This window comes from Erwinia sp. HR93 (assembly GCF_034555055.1).
Lineage (GTDB): Bacteria > Pseudomonadota > Gammaproteobacteria > Enterobacterales > Enterobacteriaceae > Apirhabdus > Apirhabdus apintestini.
Genome location: NZ_JAXUDP010000001.1, coordinates 324,497 through 344,692, shown reverse-complemented (window position 1 = coordinate 344,692; position 20,196 = coordinate 324,497). Strand labels below are relative to the sequence as shown.

At 52.9% G+C, this 20,196-nt stretch carries 15 protein-coding genes and 1 pseudogene; 12 read left to right on the top strand and 4 right to left on the bottom strand.

Annotated features, from left to right (window positions below):
- Window positions 1-112 precede the first annotated feature (112 nt).
- The 8 genes and pseudogenes from csrD to tldD all read left to right on the top strand — a co-directional run bounded on the left by csrD (window position 113) and on the right by tldD (window position 12,477).
- A pseudogene (gene csrD, locus SFA31_RS01610) lies at window positions 113-2,053 on the top strand (RNase E specificity factor CsrD).
- Window positions 2,054-2,364: 311 nt separating this feature from the next.
- A complete protein-coding gene (gene mreB / locus SFA31_RS01605; protein ID WP_079945497.1) occupies window positions 2,365-3,408 on the top strand; it encodes a rod shape-determining protein MreB in 1,044 nt (347 codons plus the stop codon).
- Window positions 3,409-3,464: 56 nt separating this feature from the next.
- Window positions 3,465-4,535, top strand: a complete 1,071-nt coding sequence (gene mreC, locus SFA31_RS01600) for a rod shape-determining protein MreC (protein ID WP_322836422.1) — start codon at window positions 3,465-3,467, stop codon at window positions 4,533-4,535.
- Window positions 4,535-5,023 carry a rod shape-determining protein MreD gene (gene mreD / locus SFA31_RS01595; RefSeq protein ID WP_322836421.1) on the top strand — a complete coding sequence of 163 codons (489 nt, stop codon included), beginning with the start codon at window positions 4,535-4,537 and terminating at the stop codon, window positions 5,021-5,023. Before mreC ends, mreD begins: the two co-directional genes overlap by 1 nt.
- 8 nt (window positions 5,024-5,031) lie before the next feature.
- Entirely contained in the window at window positions 5,032-5,625 is a 594-nt protein-coding gene (locus SFA31_RS01590; RefSeq protein ID WP_322836420.1) for a nucleoside triphosphate pyrophosphatase, read from the top strand.
- The gene (rng, locus tag SFA31_RS01585; RefSeq protein WP_322836419.1) at window positions 5,615-7,084 is read left to right on the top strand and encodes a ribonuclease G; all 1,470 of its coding nucleotides are present in this window, start codon (window positions 5,615-5,617) and stop codon (window positions 7,082-7,084) included. The genes SFA31_RS01590 and rng overlap by 11 nt, the downstream gene beginning before the upstream one ends.
- A gap of 54 nt (window positions 7,085-7,138) precedes the next feature.
- Window positions 7,139-10,945 (top strand): AsmA2 domain-containing protein YhdP, encoded by a 3,807-nt coding sequence (gene yhdP, locus SFA31_RS01580; RefSeq protein ID WP_322836418.1) that lies wholly within the window; start codon window positions 7,139-7,141, stop codon window positions 10,943-10,945.
- Between the two features lie 86 nt (window positions 10,946-11,031).
- Window positions 11,032-12,477 carry a metalloprotease TldD gene (tldD, locus tag SFA31_RS01575; RefSeq protein ID WP_322836417.1) on the top strand — a complete coding sequence of 482 codons (1,446 nt, stop codon included), beginning with the start codon at window positions 11,032-11,034 and terminating at the stop codon, window positions 12,475-12,477.
- 24 nt (window positions 12,478-12,501) lie between these two features.
- Here tldD and aaeR read toward each other — a convergent pair whose 3' ends face one another.
- Entirely contained in the window at window positions 12,502-13,443 is a 942-nt protein-coding gene (gene aaeR, locus SFA31_RS01570) for an HTH-type transcriptional activator AaeR (RefSeq protein ID WP_322836416.1), read from the bottom strand.
- A gap of 182 nt (window positions 13,444-13,625) precedes the next feature.
- Between aaeR and aaeX the strand changes: the two genes are divergently transcribed.
- The 4 genes from aaeX to SFA31_RS01550 all read left to right on the top strand — a co-directional run bounded on the left by aaeX (window position 13,626) and on the right by SFA31_RS01550 (window position 18,340).
- Entirely contained in the window at window positions 13,626-13,829 is a 204-nt protein-coding gene (gene aaeX, locus SFA31_RS01565; RefSeq protein ID WP_322836415.1) for a p-hydroxybenzoic acid efflux pump operon protein AaeX, read from the top strand.
- A 7-nt stretch (window positions 13,830-13,836) separates the two neighbouring features.
- Window positions 13,837-14,769 carry a p-hydroxybenzoic acid efflux pump subunit AaeA gene (aaeA, locus tag SFA31_RS01560; RefSeq protein WP_322836414.1) on the top strand — a complete coding sequence of 311 codons (933 nt, stop codon included), beginning with the start codon at window positions 13,837-13,839 and terminating at the stop codon, window positions 14,767-14,769.
- A 6-nt stretch (window positions 14,770-14,775) separates the two neighbouring features.
- Window positions 14,776-16,743 (top strand): p-hydroxybenzoic acid efflux pump subunit AaeB, encoded by a 1,968-nt coding sequence (aaeB, locus tag SFA31_RS01555; RefSeq protein WP_322836413.1) that lies wholly within the window; start codon window positions 14,776-14,778, stop codon window positions 16,741-16,743.
- A gap of 139 nt (window positions 16,744-16,882) precedes the next feature.
- Entirely contained in the window at window positions 16,883-18,340 is a 1,458-nt protein-coding gene (locus SFA31_RS01550; RefSeq protein ID WP_322836412.1) for an NAD-dependent succinate-semialdehyde dehydrogenase, read from the top strand.
- A gap of 91 nt (window positions 18,341-18,431) precedes the next feature.
- Here SFA31_RS01550 and SFA31_RS01545 read toward each other — a convergent pair whose 3' ends face one another.
- From SFA31_RS01545 to argR, 3 genes are all read right to left on the bottom strand, one after another.
- Window positions 18,432-18,707, bottom strand: coding sequence for a YdgH/BhsA/McbA-like domain containing protein (locus SFA31_RS01545; RefSeq protein WP_322836411.1), 276 nt, complete (start codon window positions 18,705-18,707; stop codon window positions 18,432-18,434).
- A gap of 83 nt (window positions 18,708-18,790) precedes the next feature.
- Window positions 18,791-19,054, bottom strand: a complete 264-nt coding sequence (gene yhcN / locus SFA31_RS01540; protein ID WP_322836410.1) for a peroxide/acid stress response protein YhcN — start codon at window positions 19,052-19,054, stop codon at window positions 18,791-18,793.
- A 447-nt stretch (window positions 19,055-19,501) separates the two neighbouring features.
- A complete protein-coding gene (gene argR / locus SFA31_RS01535) occupies window positions 19,502-19,972 on the bottom strand; it encodes a transcriptional regulator ArgR (protein ID WP_322836409.1) in 471 nt (156 codons plus the stop codon).
- Window positions 19,973-20,196 lie beyond the last annotated feature (224 nt).

Genomic DNA, 20,196 nt, shown 5'->3' with positions numbered 1-20,196 from the left:
CGCAGTGGTTTGCGGTAATTTTGGTAACATACGGCGTTTTGACTGATAAGTTAGTGCTTACTATCATTGCAGTGAAAGTTTATTTATCTTACTTAACGGAGTTAACACAAGGATGCGCTTAACGACGAAGTTCTCCGCTTTCGCTGCTCTTATCACTGGGTTAGCCATCTTCGTGACCCTAATTGGGTGCTCGTGGAGCTTTTATCACACCGTGCAGGAAAAGGTTAATCAGCGATTAGGCATGGTGATTGTTCTTATTGATAATGAACTCATGTGGCGTTCGCCGGCGCAGTTGAGCGATCGCCTGGAAAGCCTGATGCTGCCACAGGAAATTACGCACCTGTCATTAAGCGCCGGCCAGCGCAGCATTGTGGATTATGCAATTACCCCACCTTATCTGGCGGCAGGCAGTTACTTTCGCACGCGTATTTATGAAACCAGCCTGATGAAACATCCGGGATTAACGCTGAGCCTGAGCTATCGCGATCCGGTAGATGATTATTTTCGCTCCATGTTGACCACCGTACCGCTTTCTCTGGGGATTGGTTTCATGGTTGTCATGATATTTATTTCCGCGCGCTGGATAAGACGCCAATTCGCCGGGCTTGAATTAATGGAAAGGCGGGCTGCGCGGGTGCTGAACGGCGAGCGCGATAAAGCGGTCATTGGGACGCTGCAGGAGTGGCCTCCCAAAATTAGCGGTGCGCTGAATATGCTGCTTACGGAACTGCAGCATGCGGGGGAACAGCGTAGCCGTATGGATACCTTAATACGCTCCTATGCCGCTCAGGATGCGCAAACCGGGCTACACAACCGGCTATTTTTCGATAACCAGTTGGCGACGCTGCTGGAAGATCATGAACAGGTTGGAGCGCATGGCGCCGTCATGATGATCCGGCTGCCGGATTTCGATATTTTGCGCGAGTCCTGAGGGCGCAGCGCCGTTGAAGAATACCTGTTTACGCTGGTTAATCTTCTGTCGACGTTTGTTTTGCGCTATCCCGGGGCATTACTGGCCCGCTATTTCCGCAGTGATTTTGCGGTACTGTTGCCTCACAGCTCGCTGAAAGAAGCGGAAGGGATTGCCAATCAGCTTCTTAAATCCGTGGACTCACTGCCGACCACGCACATGCTGGATCGCCATGATATGTTGCACATCGGTATTTGCGTGTGGCGCAGTGGGCAGAGCGTAGAGCAAGTCATGGAGCACGCGGAAGAGGCTGCGCGTAATGCGGTGCTTCAGGGTAGTAATGGCTGGGCGGTGTTTGATGACACGCTGCAGGAGAAAGGGCGCGGGAATGTGAAATGGCGGACTATGCTGGAAGAGATGCTGCGTCGCGGTGGCCCGCGTTTGTATCAAAAGCCAGCGGTAATGCGCAATGGGCGAGTGCATCATCGTGAAATTATGTGCCGGATTTTTGATGGCGAGCAGGAAGTCGTCTCCGCTGAATACATGCCCCTTGTTCAGCAGTTTGGACTGGCAGAGCAGTACGATAGACTAATGGTCTCGCGCGTAATAGCGCTATTGCAATATTGGCCTGAAGAGACGCTGGCTATCCCGATAACGGTAGAATCGCTGATTCGCCAGCCTTTTCAGCGCTGGTTGCGCGATACGCTAATGCAGTGTGAGAAATCGATACGCCAGCGAATTCTTTTTGAACTTGCAGAGGCGGATGTTTGTCAACATATCGGTCGTTTACAATCGACCGTACGTTTGATCAAGGTGCTTGGGGCCAGAGTGGCGGTGACGCAGGCGGGATTAACCGTAGTCAGCACCTCCTATATTCACATTCTGGACGTCGAATTGGTCAAATTACATCCCGGCCTGGTGCGTAATATTGATAAGCGTACAGAAAATCAGCTATTTGTTGAAAGTCTGGTTGCTGCGTGCAGCGGCTCCCGGGCGCAAGTTTTTGCGACCGGTACGCGAACCCGCGGCGAATGGCAGACATTAATTGAGAAAGGTGTTGCGGGCGCGCAAGGTGATTTTTTCGTAGGATCGCGCCCTCTGGACAGTAATGTGAAAAAATATTCGCAAAGATATCCGGTTTAACCTGTCGTTTAGCTGGTTTTTACGTAGAATATCGCGCGCTGCTTTCCGGAAGTATCGCATCAGTGCGGGCCGGGAAAAGCAGTACATTAACGCCAGTTTAGTCATTACATGAATCGTTGCAGCGTAATAATTCACCTTCAGTACATTTAGCGCGAGCTTTTCGCCAGATGTGCCAAACTGTTAATGGTGAAACGAACTGCATTATTTTTCACCGAAGCAGAACGTTTTTTGTGCCTTGTCGCTGCTTCATGTGGTTGGTAAAGTAAGCGGATTTTGTTTTCCGCCCCAGCTTTCAGGATTATCCCTTAGTTATGTTGAAAAAATTTCGCGGCATGTTTTCCAATGACCTGTCCATTGACCTGGGTACTGCGAATACCCTTATTTATGTAAAAGGACAAGGCATCGTACTGAATGAGCCCTCCGTTGTGGCCATTCGCCAGGATCGTGCTGGTTCTCCAAAAAGCGTTGCGGCTGTGGGCCATGATGCTAAGCAGATGCTTGGCCGTACGCCTGGCAATATTGCGGCCATTCGCCCAATGAAAGACGGCGTTATTGCCGACTTTTTTGTGACGGAGAAAATGCTGCAGCACTTTATTAAACAAGTGCATAGCAACAGTTTTATGCGTCCCAGCCCGCGCGTGCTGGTTTGCGTGCCGGTAGGCGCGACCCAGGTCGAACGTCGCGCTATCCGCGAATCGGCCCAGGGCGCAGGCGCCCGCGAGGTATTTCTTATTGAAGAACCTATGGCGGCAGCGATTGGTGCAGGCCTGCCTGTTTCTGAAGCCACCGGTTCAATGGTGGTCGATATTGGCGGTGGTACTACGGAAGTTGCCGTCATTTCGCTTAACGGCGTCGTATATTCTTCTTCTGTGCGTATTGGGGGCGATCGCTTCGATGAGGCCATTATCAACTATGTGCGTCGTAACTACGGTTCTCTGATTGGTGAAGCGACGGCTGAGCGCATCAAGCATGAAATCGGTTCCGCTTATCCTGGCGATGAGGTTCGCGAAATCGAAGTGCGCGGGCGTAATCTGGCGGAAGGCGTTCCGCGCGGCTTCACGTTGAATTCCAATGAGATACTGGAAGCGCTGCAGGAACCTCTTACCGGCATCGTTAGCGCTGTAATGGTGGCGCTTGAGCAATGTCCGCCTGAGCTTGCGTCTGATATCTCCGAGCGCGGCATGGTATTGACGGGCGGTGGCGCGCTGCTGTGTAATCTCGATCGCCTGCTTATGGAAGAGACGGGCATTCCGGTTGTTGTTGCTGAAGATCCGTTAACCTGCGTGGCCCGCGGTGGCGGTAAGGCGCTGGAAATGATTGATATGCACGGCGGCGATTTGTTCAGCGAAGAGTAATTCGCAACAGAAAAGGGGCGTCAGCCCCTTTTCCGGAGCCGGGATATGCATAATCTATGAAGCCTATTTTTAGCCGAGGCCCGTCGCTGCAGATCCGCCTGATTTTGGCGGTAATAGTGGCGCTTGGCGTGATTATTGCTGACAGCCGTTTAGGTGCGTTTAGCCAAATCCGGACCTATATGGATACCGCCGTCAGCCCATTCTATTTTATTTCCAATGGCCCTCGTGAATTGCTCGACAGCGTGTCTCAGTCGCTCTCTTCCCGCGATCGTCTGGAAAAAGAAAACCGCACGCTACGTCATGAGTTGCTCATGAAAAATAGCGATTTAATGCTGCTTGGGCAATACAAGCAGGAAAACGCGCGCCTGCGTGAGCTGCTGGGCTCTCCGCTGCGGCAAGATGAACAAAAAATGGTCACGCAGGTCATTTCTACGGTTAACGATCCGTATAGCGATCAGATTGTCATCGATAAAGGCAGCGTAAATGGCGTGTATGAAGGCCAGCCGGTCATTAGCGATAAAGGCGTCGTTGGGCAGGTTATTGCCGTTGCGAAACTGACCAGCCGGGTATTAATGATTTGTGACGCCACACATGCGCTGCCGGTACAAGTGCTGCGCAACGACATTCGGGTGATTGCGGCAGGCAGTGGATGTACCGACGATCTTCAACTGGAGAATCTGCCGGCGAATACTGATATCCGCGTTGGCGATGTCCTGGTGACATCCGGTCTTGGCGGTCGTTTTCCTGAAGGTTATCCGGTCGGCGTGGTTTCCTCGGTTCGCGTGGATAACCAGCGGGCCTATACGGTTATTAAGGCGCGCTCAACCGCCGGGCTGCAGCGGTTACGCTATTTGCTATTACTCTGGGGCGCCGATCGCAATGGGCTAAATCCTATGACTCCGGAAGAGGTTCATCGCGTTGCTAATGAACGCTTAATGCAAATGATGCCGCAAGTGTTGCCTGCTCCGACAACTATGGGACCGCCCGCTCCGCTTCCTGCACCGACCACCGGCGACGCCTCTCCCTCTAATAGTGCTGCGCCGTACCCCCAGGCATCACCGCCGCAGGGGAATTCGCCCTCGTCAGTCAACCGCCCGCCAGCGTCGATGGCACCAGGAGGTCGTTAGTGGGCAGCTATCGTAGCCAGGGGCGCCTTATCATTTGGTCTTCTTTCCTGATTGCGCTACTGCTACAGGTGATGCCATGGCCGGATAACCTTATGGTATACCGGCCAAATTGGGTATTGCTAATCCTGATATACTGGATACTTGCGCTGCCGCATCGGGTTAACGTTGGTTCCGGCTTTATATTGGGCGTAGTGCTGGATTTGATAGGCGGTTCGATTTTGGGCGTACGCGCGCTGGCTATCAGTGTGGTTGCTTATTTAGTTGCGCTGAAGTTCCAGCTGTTACGTAACCTGGCGCTCTGGCAGCAGGCGCTGGTCATTATGCTGCTTTCGCTGGCGGTTGACGTTATCGTGTTCTGGTCAGAATTTCTGGTAATTGATGTCGCGTTCCGCCCGGAAGTGTTCTGGAGCAGCGTTGTCAGCGGCGTTCTCTGGCCGTGGCTGTTTTTGCTCATGCGAAAAATCCGCCATCAGTTTTCCGTGCAATAAGGTAATTCATGAATCCAATTTGGCTGGCATCGGGATCGCCGCGCCGCCAGGAACTCCTGGCGCAACTGGGTATTCCATTCGAGCGTATTGTGCCGAATATTGAAGAAGTCCGCCGTTACGATGAAGATGCCCGGACCTATGTTCGCCGGCTAGCGCAGGAAAAAGCGCGCGCAGGAGTAGCGCTGGCTCCCCGAGATTTGCCGGTGCTGGGAGCGGACACTATCGTTGTGCTGCACGGTGAGATTCTGGAAAAACCGCGCGACGCGGAGCACGCCGCACAAATGCTGGGGCAGCTTTCCGGGCAGACGCATCAAGTTATCACCGCTGTCGCCGTTGCAGACAAGTGGCATATGCTGGATTGCATTGTGGCGACGCAGGTGAGTTTCTGTACGCTGTCGCCGCAGGATATTGCGGATTATGTCGCCAGTGGCGAACCGATGGATAAAGCAGGCGCCTACGGCATTCAGGGCGGCGGCGGTTGCTTCGTCAGAAAAATAGATGGCAGTTATTATGCCGTGATGGGCCTGCCGCTGGTTGAAACGCGCGAATTGCTCAGCAACTTTACTGCGTTACGGGATGAACGAGGGCAACATGACGGCTGAACTTCTGGTAAATATGACTCCATCGGAGACGCGGGTTGCGTATATCGATGGCGGTATTCTTCAGGAAATCCATATTGAGCGAGATGCGCGCCGGGGAATTGTAGGAAATATCTACAAGGGTCGAATTAGTCGCGTGCTGCCGGGCATGCAGGCGGCTTTTGTAGATATTGGCCTGGAAAAAGCGGCTTTTCTGCACGCTTCAGACATTATGCCGCATACGGAGTGCGTTGCCGGGGACGAACAGAAGAATTTCACCGTGCGGGATATCTCCCAACTGGTACGCCAGGGGCAGGATTTAATGGTGCAGGTGGTGAAAGACCCGCTCGGGACGAAGGGCGCACGTTTAACCACCGATATCACACTGCCATCGCGCTATCTGGTTTTTATGCCCGGGGCGTCTCATGTCGGCGTTTCCCAGCGTATTGAGAGCGAGGAAGAGCGCGAGCGGCTAAAACGCATTGTCGCTGACTATTGCGACGATCAGGGAGGATTTATTATTCGCACCGCGGCGGAAGGCGTGCGCGATAACGCCCTTGCTGCCGATGCCGCTTATCTCAAGCGCGTGTGGAATAAGGTCATGGAGCGCAAAAAGCGCCAGCAAACCCGCTGTAAACTGTATGGAGAGTTGGCGCTGGCGCAGCGCGTACTGCGCGATTTTGCCGACGCAGCGCTCGATCGTATTCGCGTGGACTCGCGGCTTACTTATGAGAGGCTGCTTGAGTTTACCGGCGAATATATTCCTGAAATGGCCAGCAAACTGGAACATTACAGCGGGCGTCAGCCGATTTTCGATCTGTTTGACGTAGAAAATGAAATTCAGCGCGCGCTGGAGCGCAAAGTGGAACTGAAGTCTGGCGGTTACCTGATTATCGATCAAACCGAGGCGATGACGACGGTGGATATTAACACCGGCGCTTTTGTCGGGCATCGCAACCTGGACGATACGATTTTTAACACTAACATTGAAGCTACGCAGGCGATAGCGCGCCAGCTTCGGCTGCGCAATTTGGGTGGGATTATCATCATCGATTTTATCGATATGAACAGTGACGATCACCGTCGGCGCGTACTGCATTCCCTTGAGCAGGCGCTTAGCAAGGATCGCGTAAAAACCAGTATTAACGGATTTTCACAACTGGGGCTGGTAGAAATGACGCGCAAGCGCACGCGTGAAAGCCTGGAACACGTACTGTGCTTTGATTGTCCTACCTGCCAGGGGCGTGGAACGGTAAAAACCGTCGAAACCGTGTGTTATGAAATCCTGCGTGAGATTGTGCGTGTGCATCACGCTTATGACTCCGATCGTTTTTTGGTGTATGCGTCCCAAACCGTGGCAGATGCGCTTAAAAGCGAAGAGTCTCACTCGCTGGCCGAAGTGGAGATCTTTGTCGGTAAGCAGGTGAAAGTTCAGGTAGAACCGCTCTATAACCAGGAGCAGTTTGACGTTGTGATGATGTAATGTGGCCTGCGCCGCATACTGGCATCCGCTGCGGCGGTTAACAAGGAGTCAAGAGTGAGGCGACTGCCGGGCATTTTGCTACTCACGGGCGCAACGCTTATCGTTATTGTCGCACTGATAGTGAGTGGTTTGCGTCTGGCGCTGCCGCATCTGGACCGCTGGCGCCCTGCGATACTCACGCAGATTGAGCGCGCCACCGGTACTCCTGTTTCGCTACAGCACATCCGGGCCAAATGGCGCAATTTCGGGCCGCAGATTGAGATGCGCGACCTGAATATTGGGCTTGAAGACGGCGGGCATCTGAACGCATCCCGCGTCACGCTGGCGCTGGATGTCTGGCAAAGCCTGCTGCATATGCGCTGGCAGTTTCGCGACCTCACCTTTTATCAGCTATATCTACGCTTAAATCAGCCGATTGCTCAGCGCAGCGGAAAAGGGATTTCCTCCGATCGCGCAACCGATCTCTTTCTAAATCAATTCGACCATTTTACTTTGCGCGATAGCCGCGTGAGCTTTCTTACGCCCTCCGGGCAGCGCGCGGAAATCGCTGTCCCTCAGCTTACCTGGCTGAATACTTCCGGGCGCCACCGCGCGGAAGGGCAAATTAGTATGACGAGCTTTACCGGCCAGCACGGCGTGGTACAAATGCGCATGGATCTCAGGGATAACGGCGGCTTATTAAGCCACGGCCGCGTATGGATGCAGGCGGATGACGTTGATGTAAAGCCGTGGCTTAGCCACTGGTTGAATGAAAAAATCGATTTGCATGAAGCGCGCTTTAGCCTGCAGGCGTGGATGCAAATTAAAGACGGGCTTCCCACCGGTGGCGATTTGTTTTTGCGCCAGGGCGGGGCCGCCTGGGCCGGAGAGCAGGATAGCCTGCATCGCCTTAACGTCGATGGGCTAACGGCGCACGTCAATGCGCTGCAAAACGGATGGCAAATAAGCATTCCAGATACCCGGATTGACATTGACGGGCGGCGCTGGCCCGCCGGAGCGCTCAGCCTGGCGTGGCTTCCTGAACAAAGCGTGGGTGGTATAAACAACGAGCGTAGCGCGGAACTGCGGGTACGCGCGGGGAATCTGCGGCTGGAAGATCTTCTTCCTTTACGCACCATCGCGCAGAAATTTGCGCCGACGTTGAGTGACGTCTGGAAAAACCTGCGCCCGCAGGGACATTTACAAAAACTGGCGCTGGATATCCCGCTGCAGCAGCCGGAGAAGACGCGTTTGCAGGGGCGCTGGCGCGATCTGAGCTGGCAGCAGTGGAAACTGCTGCCCGGCGCGCAGCATGTATCCGGAGATGTTGCAGGCAGTCTTGAAGACGGCCTGCTTCATCTCAATTTGCACGATGCCGTGATGCCTTATAGCGGCGTTTTCAAAGCGCCGCTTGAGATAGTGCACGGGGCGGGTGCGTTCCACTGGCGGCACAGTGCGGATGGGTTTTCCCTGCTCGGCCAGCAACTGGACGTGCAGGCAAAAGCGCTGCGCGCGCGCGGTGATTTTCGCTATAGCCAACTTAATAATGACGCTCCGTGGCTTGGCATTGTTGCAGGCATTAGTACTACCGATGCCGGGCAGGCGTGGCGATATTTCCCGCATAATCTGATGGGGAACAAACTGGCGGACTATCTCTCCGGTGCGATTCAGGGAGGAAAAGTAGATAACGCAACGCTGGTGTACGGGGGAAACCCACGTCTGTTTCCCTACAAACACAATGAAGGGCAATTTGAAGTACTGGTACCGCTGCGCGGTGCCACGTTTGCTTTCCAGCCAGGCTGGCCTGCACTACAAAATCTCGATATGGAACTGGATTTTATTAACGACGGTTTATGGATGAAGGCACCGCAGGTGAAACTGGGCGGCGTGACCGGGCGAAATTTACGGGCGACTATCCCGGATTATTCGCGCAGCAAATTGTTAATAGATGCAGATATCAGTGGGCCTGGTGAGGCGGTGGGCCCTTATTTCCAGCAAACGCCGCTGAAGAGTTCGTTGGGCGCGACGCTGGAACAATTGCAGCTTAGCGGCGATGTAAAAGCGCGGCTAAATCTTGATATTCCGCTCGACGGGGAAACGGTGCTGGCAAAAGGTGATGTGCAGCTACGTAATAACCGCCTATTTATCAAGCCGCTCGATTGTGAACTGGACAGCCTGAGCGGTGATTTTCATTTTGCGAATGGTTATCTAACAAGCCAGCCGCTTAACGCCCGCTGGTTTCATCAGCCGGTTGCTCTGCGCTTTGAAACGCGGGAAGGGGCGAAAGAGTATCAGGTCGGCATTAATCTGAATGGGCGCTGGAATCCGGTCGCGATGGGCATACTACCGAAACAGTTAGATGACGTCGTAGCCGGCGTCGTGCCCTGGCAAGGCGACGTGGCAATTACATTACCCTATCGCGGCGGTGCCCGGTATCAGGTTAATCTTGCGGGGGATTTAAAAGAAGTAAGTAGTCACTTACCATCGCCGTTAGATAAGTCCGCAGGCGAGCCTTTACCGGTAAAAGTTAACGCTAATGGCGATCTTACGCATTTTGACCTCAACGCCAGCGCCGGCGGGCAAAGTCACTTTGCCAGCCGTTGGTTATTAGGCAATACCCTGGAGCTGGAGCGCGGGATTGTTACCACTAAGACGACCAAAAGCCCGGCATTGCCTTCAGCGGCGGGACTGGAGTTGAATCTGCCAGCGCTTAACGGCGAGGCGTGGCTGGCGCTGTTTCAACGCAAACCGGCGCCGTCGACGACAGCGAAGCTGCGTCTGCCGGAGGTTACTCGCCTGTCGACGCCGGCCTTGACGCTGGGAGGGCAGCAGTGGCGGAACCTTCAACTAAACGCTCAGCCTTTTTCTGATGGCATGCGCGTCACCGCCCGTGCCAGAGAACTGGATGGCGATTTGACCATGAGTAACGGAGCCCCCTGGCAGGCGCAAATTCGCTATCTTTACTATAATCCGCAGCAAAAAAGGCGCGCCGCAGATGATAAAACTGCGCCTGCGCCGCTGGCTGATACGCCTGAGCATATTGATTTCCACGGCTGGCCGGACATTGCTTTGCGCTGCGCGGAGTGCTGGCTGTGGGGACAAAAATATGGCCGCATTGACGGTGATTTTGCCGTGAAGGGAAGTACGTTAACGCTGCGTAATGGGCTGGTTGACGCCGGGTTTGCCCGACTGACTGTCAATGGTGAATGGATAAACCAAGCCGACGCGCCGCGCACCTCGCTAAAAGGCGAGCTGGTGGGCAAAAAAATAGATGCTGCTCTTGGTTTTTTTGGGCTGACAACGCCGGTGAAGGGGGCGCCGTTCGATGCAAAATATGATTTGCACTGGCGCGATGCGCCTTGGCGGCTGGATGAACGGTCGCTAAACGGCATTATTCATAGTCGGCTTGGGAAAGGGCAGATTGATGATTTTGGCGCGGGCCATGCGGGGCAGCTTCTGCGGTTAATCAGTTTTGATGCGCTGCTGCGTAAACTGAAACTGGATTTCAGCGATACCTTCGGCCAGGGATTCTATTTTGACTCCGTGCGCAGTACTGCGTGGATAAAAGATGGTGTACTGCATACCGATGATATGCTGGTTGATGGGCTGGAGGCCGATATTGCGATGAAAGGTCGCGTGGATTTCGTGCGGCGAGAGCTAAATCTCGACGCAACGGTAACGCCTGCGGTCTCTGCGACAGTCGGCGTTGCGACCGCTTTTGCGGTTAACCCGATAATCGGTGCCGCCGTGTTTGCCGCAAGCCAGGTGTTAAGCCCGCTGTGGAATAAAATTTCAGTTCTGCGCTATCACATTTCCGGCCCCATCGATAAGCCGCAAATAAACGAAGTGCTAAGGCAGCCGCGGCGCGAAAAAGCGCAATGATTGACGCGCGCCGGGAATTGCCTCAAGCTCACTGAATAAACCCGTATGCGCCGGACAGCCGGCGCGGAACGCATGAGTAATCATCAATGACCCTTAATCTTGTCAGTGAGCAGTTACTTGCTGCTCATGGTCTGAGCCATCAGCATCTGTTTTCTATCCTTGAACAGCTATCCGAGCGCCGTCTTGATTACGGCGACCTTTATTTTCAGTCCAGCTACCATGAGTCGTGGGTACTGGAAGATAAAATTATTAAAGACGGTTCCTGGAATATTGACCAGGGCCTCGGCGTGCGTGCGGTAAGCGGCGAGAAAACCGGCTTTGCCTATGCAGACCAGATAAACCTGCTATCGCTGGAGCAAAGCGCGCAGGCTGCGCGCAGTATTGTGCGGGAACAGGGAAATGGAAAAGCCCGAGCGCTGGTAGGGGGTGAACATAAACCTTTATATATGGCGATCGATCCGCTTCAAAGTATGACGCGTGAAGAAAAATTGAATATTCTGCGCCGGGTGGATGCGGTGGCGCGGGCAGAAGATACGCGCGTTCAGGAAGTGAACGCCAGCCTGAGCGGCGTCTATGAACTGATTCTGGTCGCCGCCACGGACGGTACGCTGGCGGCGGATGTTCGCCCGCTGGTGCGTTTGTCCGTGAGTGTCCAGGTTGAGGAAGATGGTAAGCGTGAACGCGGTTCAAGCGGCGGCGGTGGACGCTTCGGCTATGAATGGTTTTTGGCACCGGTAAACGGTGAGGTGCGCGCTGAAGCCTGGGCGAAAGAGGCGGTACGTATGGCGCTGGTCAATCTTTCCGCCGTCGCGGCACCGGCCGGAACATTGCCCGTGGTTCTCGGCGCCGGCTGGCCTGGCGTTTTACTGCATGAGGCGGTTGGCCATGGGCTGGAAGGTGATTTTAATCGCCGGGGGACGTCGGTATTTAGCGGGCAGATGGGCGAGCTGGTGGCTTCACCGCTGTGCACCGTTGTTGATGATGGCACAATGACCAATCGTCGCGGTTCACTCGCCATCGACGATGAAGGGGTTCCCGGCCAGTATAATGTGCTGATTGAAAATGGCATCCTGAAAGGTTTCATGCAGGATAAGCTAAATGCGCGCCTGATGGGTTTGCAGCCTACGGGTAACGGGCGTCGTGAGTCTTACGCGCATCTGCCAATGCCGCGAATGACCAATACGTATATGCTGGCAGGTGAATCCACGCCGCAGGAAATTATTGAATCCGTTGACTACGGCCTGTACGCACCTAATTTCGGCGGTGGGCAAGTGGATATTACCTCCGGGAAATTTGTCTTTTCAACCTCAGAAGCCTATCTGATTGAGAAAGGGAAAGTGACGCGCGCGGTGAAAGGCGCGACGCTGATTGGCTCCGGAATCGAAGCCATGCAGCAGATATCCATGGTGGGAAATGACTTAGCGCTGGATAACGGCGTGGGCGTTTGTGGTAAAGAGGGGCAAAGTGTGCCTGTCGGCGTGGGCCAGCCTACGCTAAAAGTCGATAAACTGACCGTCGGCGGTACGGCATAAACTTTCTTCCGGCGGGGCGGGAAGTTAGCGCTCGCTTCGCCTGCCACTGCTGCCTCTGCGCATATCCTGATAAAGCTGCGCGACTTTCACGAAATAATCGCTCAGATAGTTGATACAAACCTGCACTTTAAGCGGCAGCTTGTCTTTTTCGGTATAGAGCGCGTAAACCGGTCTGGGTGCAGACTGATAGCGCGGGAGCAAAACTTCCAGTTCACCGCTGTTTACACCGTTAATTACCCACATCAGCGGCACATATGCGATGCCCGCGCCGACGGAAATCCAGCGCGTCAGCGTCATCGGGTCATTCGTGACAAACCGGCCTTTTGGCGTCAGCCGCGTTGAAATTCCTTCCGGAGCGACCAGCTCGAACTCATTGTCAGGGCGAACGCTATAGGCTATCCAGGAATGATTGACTAAGTCCGTCGGTTTTTCCGGCGTGCCATATTGGGCTAAATAGCCCCGCGAGGCACAAACCACCATGGGCATTGCGCCCAGTTTACGTGAGAACAGGCTGGAGTCTTGCAGTGATCCAACGCGGATAACCAGATCCAAACCATCGGCAATCAGATCCGGTGCGGGGATGCCGGTCACTAAATTGACCGTGAGGCCCGGATATTCTCGCAGCATATCGGCGGTCATACTCGCCAGGATATTTTGCGCCATCGTTGAAGAACTGCCGATGCGTAACGTGCCGGTAGGCGTGTTATTAAATGCATAAAGCTGTTCATGAACCGCGTGCGCTTCCTGTAGCATTTTTCGGCAGCCCTGATAATAGATTTTCCCGGCTTCTGTCAGGCCAATGCTGCGCGTACTGCGGTTAAGCAGTTTAACCTGTAGCTCGTTTTCCAGTTGAGATATGGTCTGACTAATTGAGGATACGCTCATTTGTAGCTGGCGCGCGGCTGCGGTAAACGAGCCAAATTCCACAACGCTTGCAAACACGGACATGTGTTTTAATCGATTCATTATTCACTCTGGCTTAAAAGTGATTTAGATCACAAGTAATAGATAACAGGTTAACAGTTACGTTAATATACTATTTTTAACAAAACCAACGGCGCGATTTCTCCCTCGCACCTTCCGCCATTCTCTTCGTGGCGCCGCTGGTAAACAATAAACGGTCACCTGCTTGTACTTCCAGGATTAACATGAGTTTATTTCCGGTTATCGTGGTTTTCGGACTTTCGTTTCCACCGATATTCGTTGAGCTGCTTCTTTCACTGGCGATTTTTTGGCTGGTGCGGCGCGTGCTTACCCCTACGGGGATCTATGATTTTGTCTGGCACCCGGCGCTGTTTAATACGGCCCTGTACTGCTGCCTGTTTTGGTTGATATCGCGCTTGTTTGTTTGAGGTTGATGTGAAAACGCTAACAAGAAAATTGCTCCGCACCGGCGTGACGCTGGTGCTGGTTCTTATTGCCATCATTGCTATTTTCCGTATCTGGAGCTTTTATACGGAGTCGCCATGGACGCGCGACGCGCGTTTTACCGCCGATGTTGTCGCTATTGCCCCCGATGTTGCAGGGCTGATAACGGACGTACAGGTTCATGATAATCAACCGGTGCGAAAAGGGCAGATATTATTCACCGTGGATAAACCGCGCTACCAGCAGGCGCTGGCGCAGGCTGAGGCGGACGTCGGCTATTATGAAGCGCTGGTGAATGAAAAGCGGCGCGAAGCCGGGCGACGTAATCGCTTAGGCATCCAGGCCATGTCTCGCGAAGAGATAGAACAATCGAATAATGGTTTGCAGACTTCGCTGCATCAGTTAGCTAAGGCCCAGGCGACGCGCGATTTGGCAAAGCTGGACTTAGAACGCACGACCGTTCGCGCGCCGTCTGACGGATGGATAACCAATCTTAATGTTTACGTCGGCGAGTTTATTACGCGCGGCTCCACCGCAGTTGCGTTAGTAAAAAAAGACTCATTTTATATTCTGGCTTATATGGAAGAGACTAAGCTTCATGGGATTAGGCCGGGCTATCGTGCAGAGATCACGCCGCTCGGTAGCAACCGCGTATTGAAAGGCACCGTTGAAAGTATCTCCGCCGGGGTGACTAATGCCAGCAGTAAAAATGACAGTAAAGGCATGGCGACGGTGGACTCCAATCTGGAGTGGGTTCGCCTGGCACAGCGTGTTCCGGTGCGTATCCGCCTGGATGAGCGGGTCGGTAATTTGTTCCCTGCTGGCACTACGGCGACTATCGTGATAACCGGCGCCCGCGATCGTCGTGAACAGCAGCACTCTCCCTTCATGCGGTTACTGCATCGTCTGCGTGAGTTTGGCTAAGCGGGTATGGGCTTTCTGACGATTTCACACCTGCATTTACGCTTTGCGGTCAAGCTGGCCACGGCCGTATTGCTGGCGCTTTTTATCGGTTTCCATTTCCAACTGGTCACGCCGCGCTGGGCGGCGCTAACTGCGGCGATAGTCGCTGCCGGACCAGCGTTTGCTGCAGGTGGAGAGCCATACTCCGGCGCAATCCGCTATCGCGGTATGTTAAGGATTGCCGGTACTTTTATTGGCTGTATCGCCGCGCTGGTTATTATCACATCGCTGATCCGCGCGCCGGTAGTGATGCTGCTGGTGGGCTGTATCTGGGCAGGATTTTGTACCTGGATCTCTTCACTGGTGCGCATTGAGAACTCTTATGCCTGGGGGCTATCCGGCTATACGGCGCTGATTATTATCATTAGCATCGAACATGCGCCACTGACCGCGCCGCAGCTTGCTATTGAGCGCTGTAGTGAGATTGTCATCGGGATTATCTGCGCCATAGTGGCTGATTTGCTGTTTTCCCCGCGCTCTATTAAGCAGGAAATCGATCGCGAGCTTGATGGATTATTAGTCGATCAGTACAAACTGATGCAGCTTTGCCTCGCCCATGAAGACGCTGAAGCGGTAGACAATGCGTGGAGCAGCCTGGTACGGCGTACCACCGCATTAGATGGAATGCGCAGCAATTTGAATATAGAGTCGTCGCGCTGGCGGCGCGCCAATCGCCGTTTGCAGGTGATTAACACACTGTCGCTGACGATGATCACTCAGGCCTGTGAAAGTTTTTTGATTCAAAATACCCGCCCTCAGGCTTTCCCTCATGAGTATAAGGCGCTTTTTTCACAGCCGGCGGAAACCGCGCTGGAAGTCCATAACCGGCTGAAGGCGGCTCGCCAGGTTTTTGCCGGCGCCGGACAAAAAGATATTCCGGTGACGCTCTATAGCTGGGTCAGTAGCGCGACGCGCTATCTGCTGTTAAAACGCGGCGTGCAGGGGAATACGCGCATCAGCGCTATCGAGAATGGAGTACTGACTGGTGAAACAATTATTAAACCGGTTTCTGCCGAGCGGCATCATGCGATGGTCAATTTCTGGCGTACAACCTTGGCCAGCGCGCTGGGGACACTGTTTTGGCTATGGACCGGCTGGACATCGGGCAGTTCGGCAATGGTGATGATCGCTGTTGTAACCTCTCTGGCGATGCGTCTGCCTAACCCTAAGATGGTCGCAATCGATTTTCTATACGGCATGATTGCCGCGTTGCCCATTGGAGCATTCTACTTTCTGGTGGTGCTGCCTTCGACGCAGCAAAGCATGCTGTTGCTATGCCTGAGTATGGGGCTATTTGCGTTTTTTATCGGTATTGAAGTGCAAAAACGCAGGCTGGGAACTCTTGGCGCGATGGCCGGAACGATTAACACGCTGGTGTTAAGCAACCCAATGACTTTTCAGTTCAATATGTTCCTGGATAGCGCGCTGGGGCAACTGGTCGGCGTGGCGCTGGCGCTGCTCGTCATTTTGCTGGTACGCGATAATTCCCGGGAATATACCGGGCGCACCCTGTTAAATCAGTTTGTTTCTGCGGCCGTGTCGGCGCTAACCACCAATAAAGCGCGCCGCAGAGAAAACCATTTGCCTGCGCTTTATCAGCAGCTTTTCCTGCTGCTTAACAAGTTCCCCGGGGATATCGCAAAATTTCGGCTGGCGCTGACGTTGATTATTGCGCATCAGCGCCTGCGAAACGCGCCGATTCCAGAGAATGACGATCTATCAGCTTTCCACCGGATACTCAGGCAAACGGCGGATCGCGTTATTTCGGCATCCAGTGATGCAAAGCGCGCGCTCTACTTTCACCAGCTTCAGGAAGAACTTGAAATTTATCAGGATAAGCTGCGGTTCTGGGAAGCACCGCTGCAGGTAACGGAGCCGGTGCGACGATTAGCTTATATTCTGAATAAATATCAGCACGTGCTTACAGAAAGCTAACCCGGCGGCATTCCGTGGTTGATAGCGGGGTGCGCCAAATACCCGCCTGACTAAATTAGTTGCGATAGATTTCTCCAGCCGGCCGCTTTGCGCCGGCTTTTCTATACTTACCTCTTTGATGTGAATACAGGAGGTGAATATGACCGGGACGGCAATAACGGAACATGAACTGTTCCGCCACGGATATTTTGTGGGTGGCAAATGGCTATCGCTAGCTGACACTTTTGATGTGCTTAATCCCGCGACCGGCGAGGTGATAGCGCAAGTGGCGAAAGCGGGACGTCGTGAGACTGAGGCAGCCATTGCTGCTGCATCTGACGCTTTTCCTCAGTGGCGGGCGCAAACGGCGAAAGCGCGGAGTGAAATTCTTTATCGCTGGTATCACCTGATAATCAGCCATAAAGCGTGGCTGGCGCGTCTGATGACGGCGGAACAGGGCAAACCGTTAAAAGAGGCGGAAGGAGAGGTCGAATACGCCGCCAGTTTCATCCAATGGTTTGCAGAACAGGCCAAGCGCGCAAACGGCGAAATTATTCCCCCGGCGCAGGCGGGGACGCGGATTTTGGCGACCCGGGAACCCGTTGGCGTTGTGGCTGCGATTACCCCATGGAATTTCCCGGTGGCGATGCTAACCCGCAAACTTGGTCCGGCGCTGGCGGCCGGCTGTACGGGCATCATCAAACCTGCGAATAATACCCCGCTGAGCGCCTTTGCGCTGCTAGCGCTGGCGCAAAAAGCGGGGGTGCCGGAGGGGGTGCTGAACGCCGTGGCTGGTGACACTTCTTCAATCAGTGATGCAATCATGGAAAGCCCGGTAGTACGCAAAATCTCTTTTACCGGCTCAACGCGCGTCGGAAAAATGTTGATGCGTCGCTCGTCGGAAACGCTAAAAAAAATCTCGCTGGAACTCGGTGGTAATGCGCCTTATATCGTATTTGATGATGCGGATATTGACGCTGCCGTTGCCGGCGCAGTTGCCAATAAATTCCGGAATGCCGGGCAGGTGTGCGTTAGCGTAAACCGATTTTTTATTCAGTCAGGCATTTATGATGACTTTACCAAACGCCTTGCGCAGGCCGTGGCTAAGTTAAATGTGGGCGATGGAATGGAAGAAGGCGTTGTGGTTGGCCCGCTGATAGAACCTGCGGCGCTGGAGAAAGTAAAGGAACACATTGATGATGCGGTTAATAAAGGCGCTCGCGTGCTCACCGGAGGAAAACCGCACTCGAAAGGGGGGAATTTCTGGGCGCCAACGGTATTGGCGGACGCCAGCGATGATATGGCGCTGGCTCAAGAGGAAACCTTTGGTCCCGTAGCCGCCTGCTTTCGATTTACCAGTGAGGAAGAAGTCATTAAGCGTGCCAATAATACGCCCTATGGCCTTGCCGCCTATTTTTACACTCAGGACATATCGCGGATTTTCCGCGTTTCCGGGCAGTTAGAAAGTGGGATGGTCGGAATTAACGCCTGCACGGTCTCGACGGAGCTCGCTCCTTTTGGGGGAGTGAAGGCGTCCGGATTGGGGCGTGAAGGATCGGTGCTGGGGCTTGAAGAATATATGGAGGTGAAAGCACTGCACTGGGGAGGCCTTTCGTAGCGCTTCTCTGGTTAAATTTACCTGAGGTCAGAGAGGCATAAAAAAGCCCCCGCGGATGCGGGGGCAAGTCGTCGGACACGACGACGAGGGTTTATTTGTAAAGCTGTGCAGTTGCGTGCCAGTTACTGCCTTGATGTAATTCAGTGATAAGGTAGCCGTTAGCGCCTTCCTTTTCGGCTTTATGCGCCAGTTCGCTGCGAATAGCCATCGGTGAACCGCCCACGTGGGAAACCGATACGCTGCCCATGGCCTGCATTTGTTGCGCATCCTGATTACTTATGTTTTTTACCGCGGCATTAGCGCCAAAAGACAGGGCAAATGTGGTTGCCAGCCCGAAAGCGGCGAGCGTGAGTATTATATTTCTCATTATCTCTACCCCTGAAACAAAAGGCACAGCGCAACCCATCGAGGGTTAGCGCTGGTGCCTAAAACCAATTTGGTCAAACGGCATTATTTATAAAGCTCTGCTGTCGCATGCCAGCTCCCGCCCGTACGAGCTTCGATAATTCGATAGGCAGATGCGCCCTGCTCATCCGCTTTTTTGCTCAGTTGCTGATTCATATCCATTGGCGTGCTACCTATTTGACTCACTGAAACAGTCCCTATTGTCTGGCGTTCTTGCGCTTGATCGGCATTAATAGAAGTAGCTGCGAAAGAGCCAAATGACAGCATAGATAATAGGCTAAGAGCGACAATATTAGTTTTAGTATTCATTATTTCACCTCGTCGAATTCTTTTGTTTTGGGTCACGATGTGTGACCTTCATCACGAAAACGAGTATACACTAATAACTGTAAAAATTAATACCACGCTAACTATAATCAATGAAACTTTATGCTAATGAAATGGTTTTTTTATTCCATTGAGTTATTAAAAATTCGTATTTATTGTGAAAGGAGATTGGTTTGCTTTTTAAATCAATATGATAAGTCAATTTAACTATTTATGCGTTTGTTTTAGGTATTAAAAGCCATTAATGGAATTAATGATGGTGCTTTTATCTGGTCAGAGTGGTTTCAATAGTGTTGTATTGGGTGGTGGGCGCAGGGCGCACCCGCGCATGACCGGAATAGGGGATTATTGGGTAAAGATGAGTCAGGGTCGCTAACAATGGATTAAAAAGATAAGTCTGACGGTGAGTAGTGTTAGCGTCCTGCAGGTTTATAGCTCCTGATCGAACAGGACCAGAATAGCTTCGTGGAGTTGTTGCACTGTAAAACCGCGAGATGGCGTGGTGAAAATAGTATCGTCACCGGCAATCGTACCGAGAATGCCTTCCGCTTTCCCCAAAGAATCAAGAAGGCGAGCGATAAGCTGTGCTGCGCCAGGGCTGGTGTGAATCACTACCACCGCGTCGTTGTAGTCGATATCTAAAACCAGGTTTTTTAAGGGACTTGAGGTAGTGGGGACGCCTAATTCAGCCGGAAGGCAATATACCATCTCCATTTTGGCATTGCGTGTACGCACGGCGCCAAATTTGGTGAGCATGCGAGATATTTTTGATTGATTGATATTTTCAAAACCCTGCTCCTGCAGTGCCTGAACTATCTCGCCCTGAGAGCTGAATTTTTCTTCTTTAAGCAGCGCTTTAAACGCTTTTACTAATTCTTCTTGTTTAGCAGAAGTGCGCATAAATGGTCACCTGTCTGGCTGTCATGCAGGATAATACTATGCATTTAAGTGAATTTTTATGCAAATTAAATGCTGTGGCCAAATTTAAAATTATTTTATAAAAGCGCGTAATTCTATCAGAAATTGTTATCGAGAAACATGTCTATATCACAGCATATAAATATCCTTAAAAGTAAAATATATGTTATCAAAATGATGTTGTTTGGTTGGTTGTGTGGGTGTAA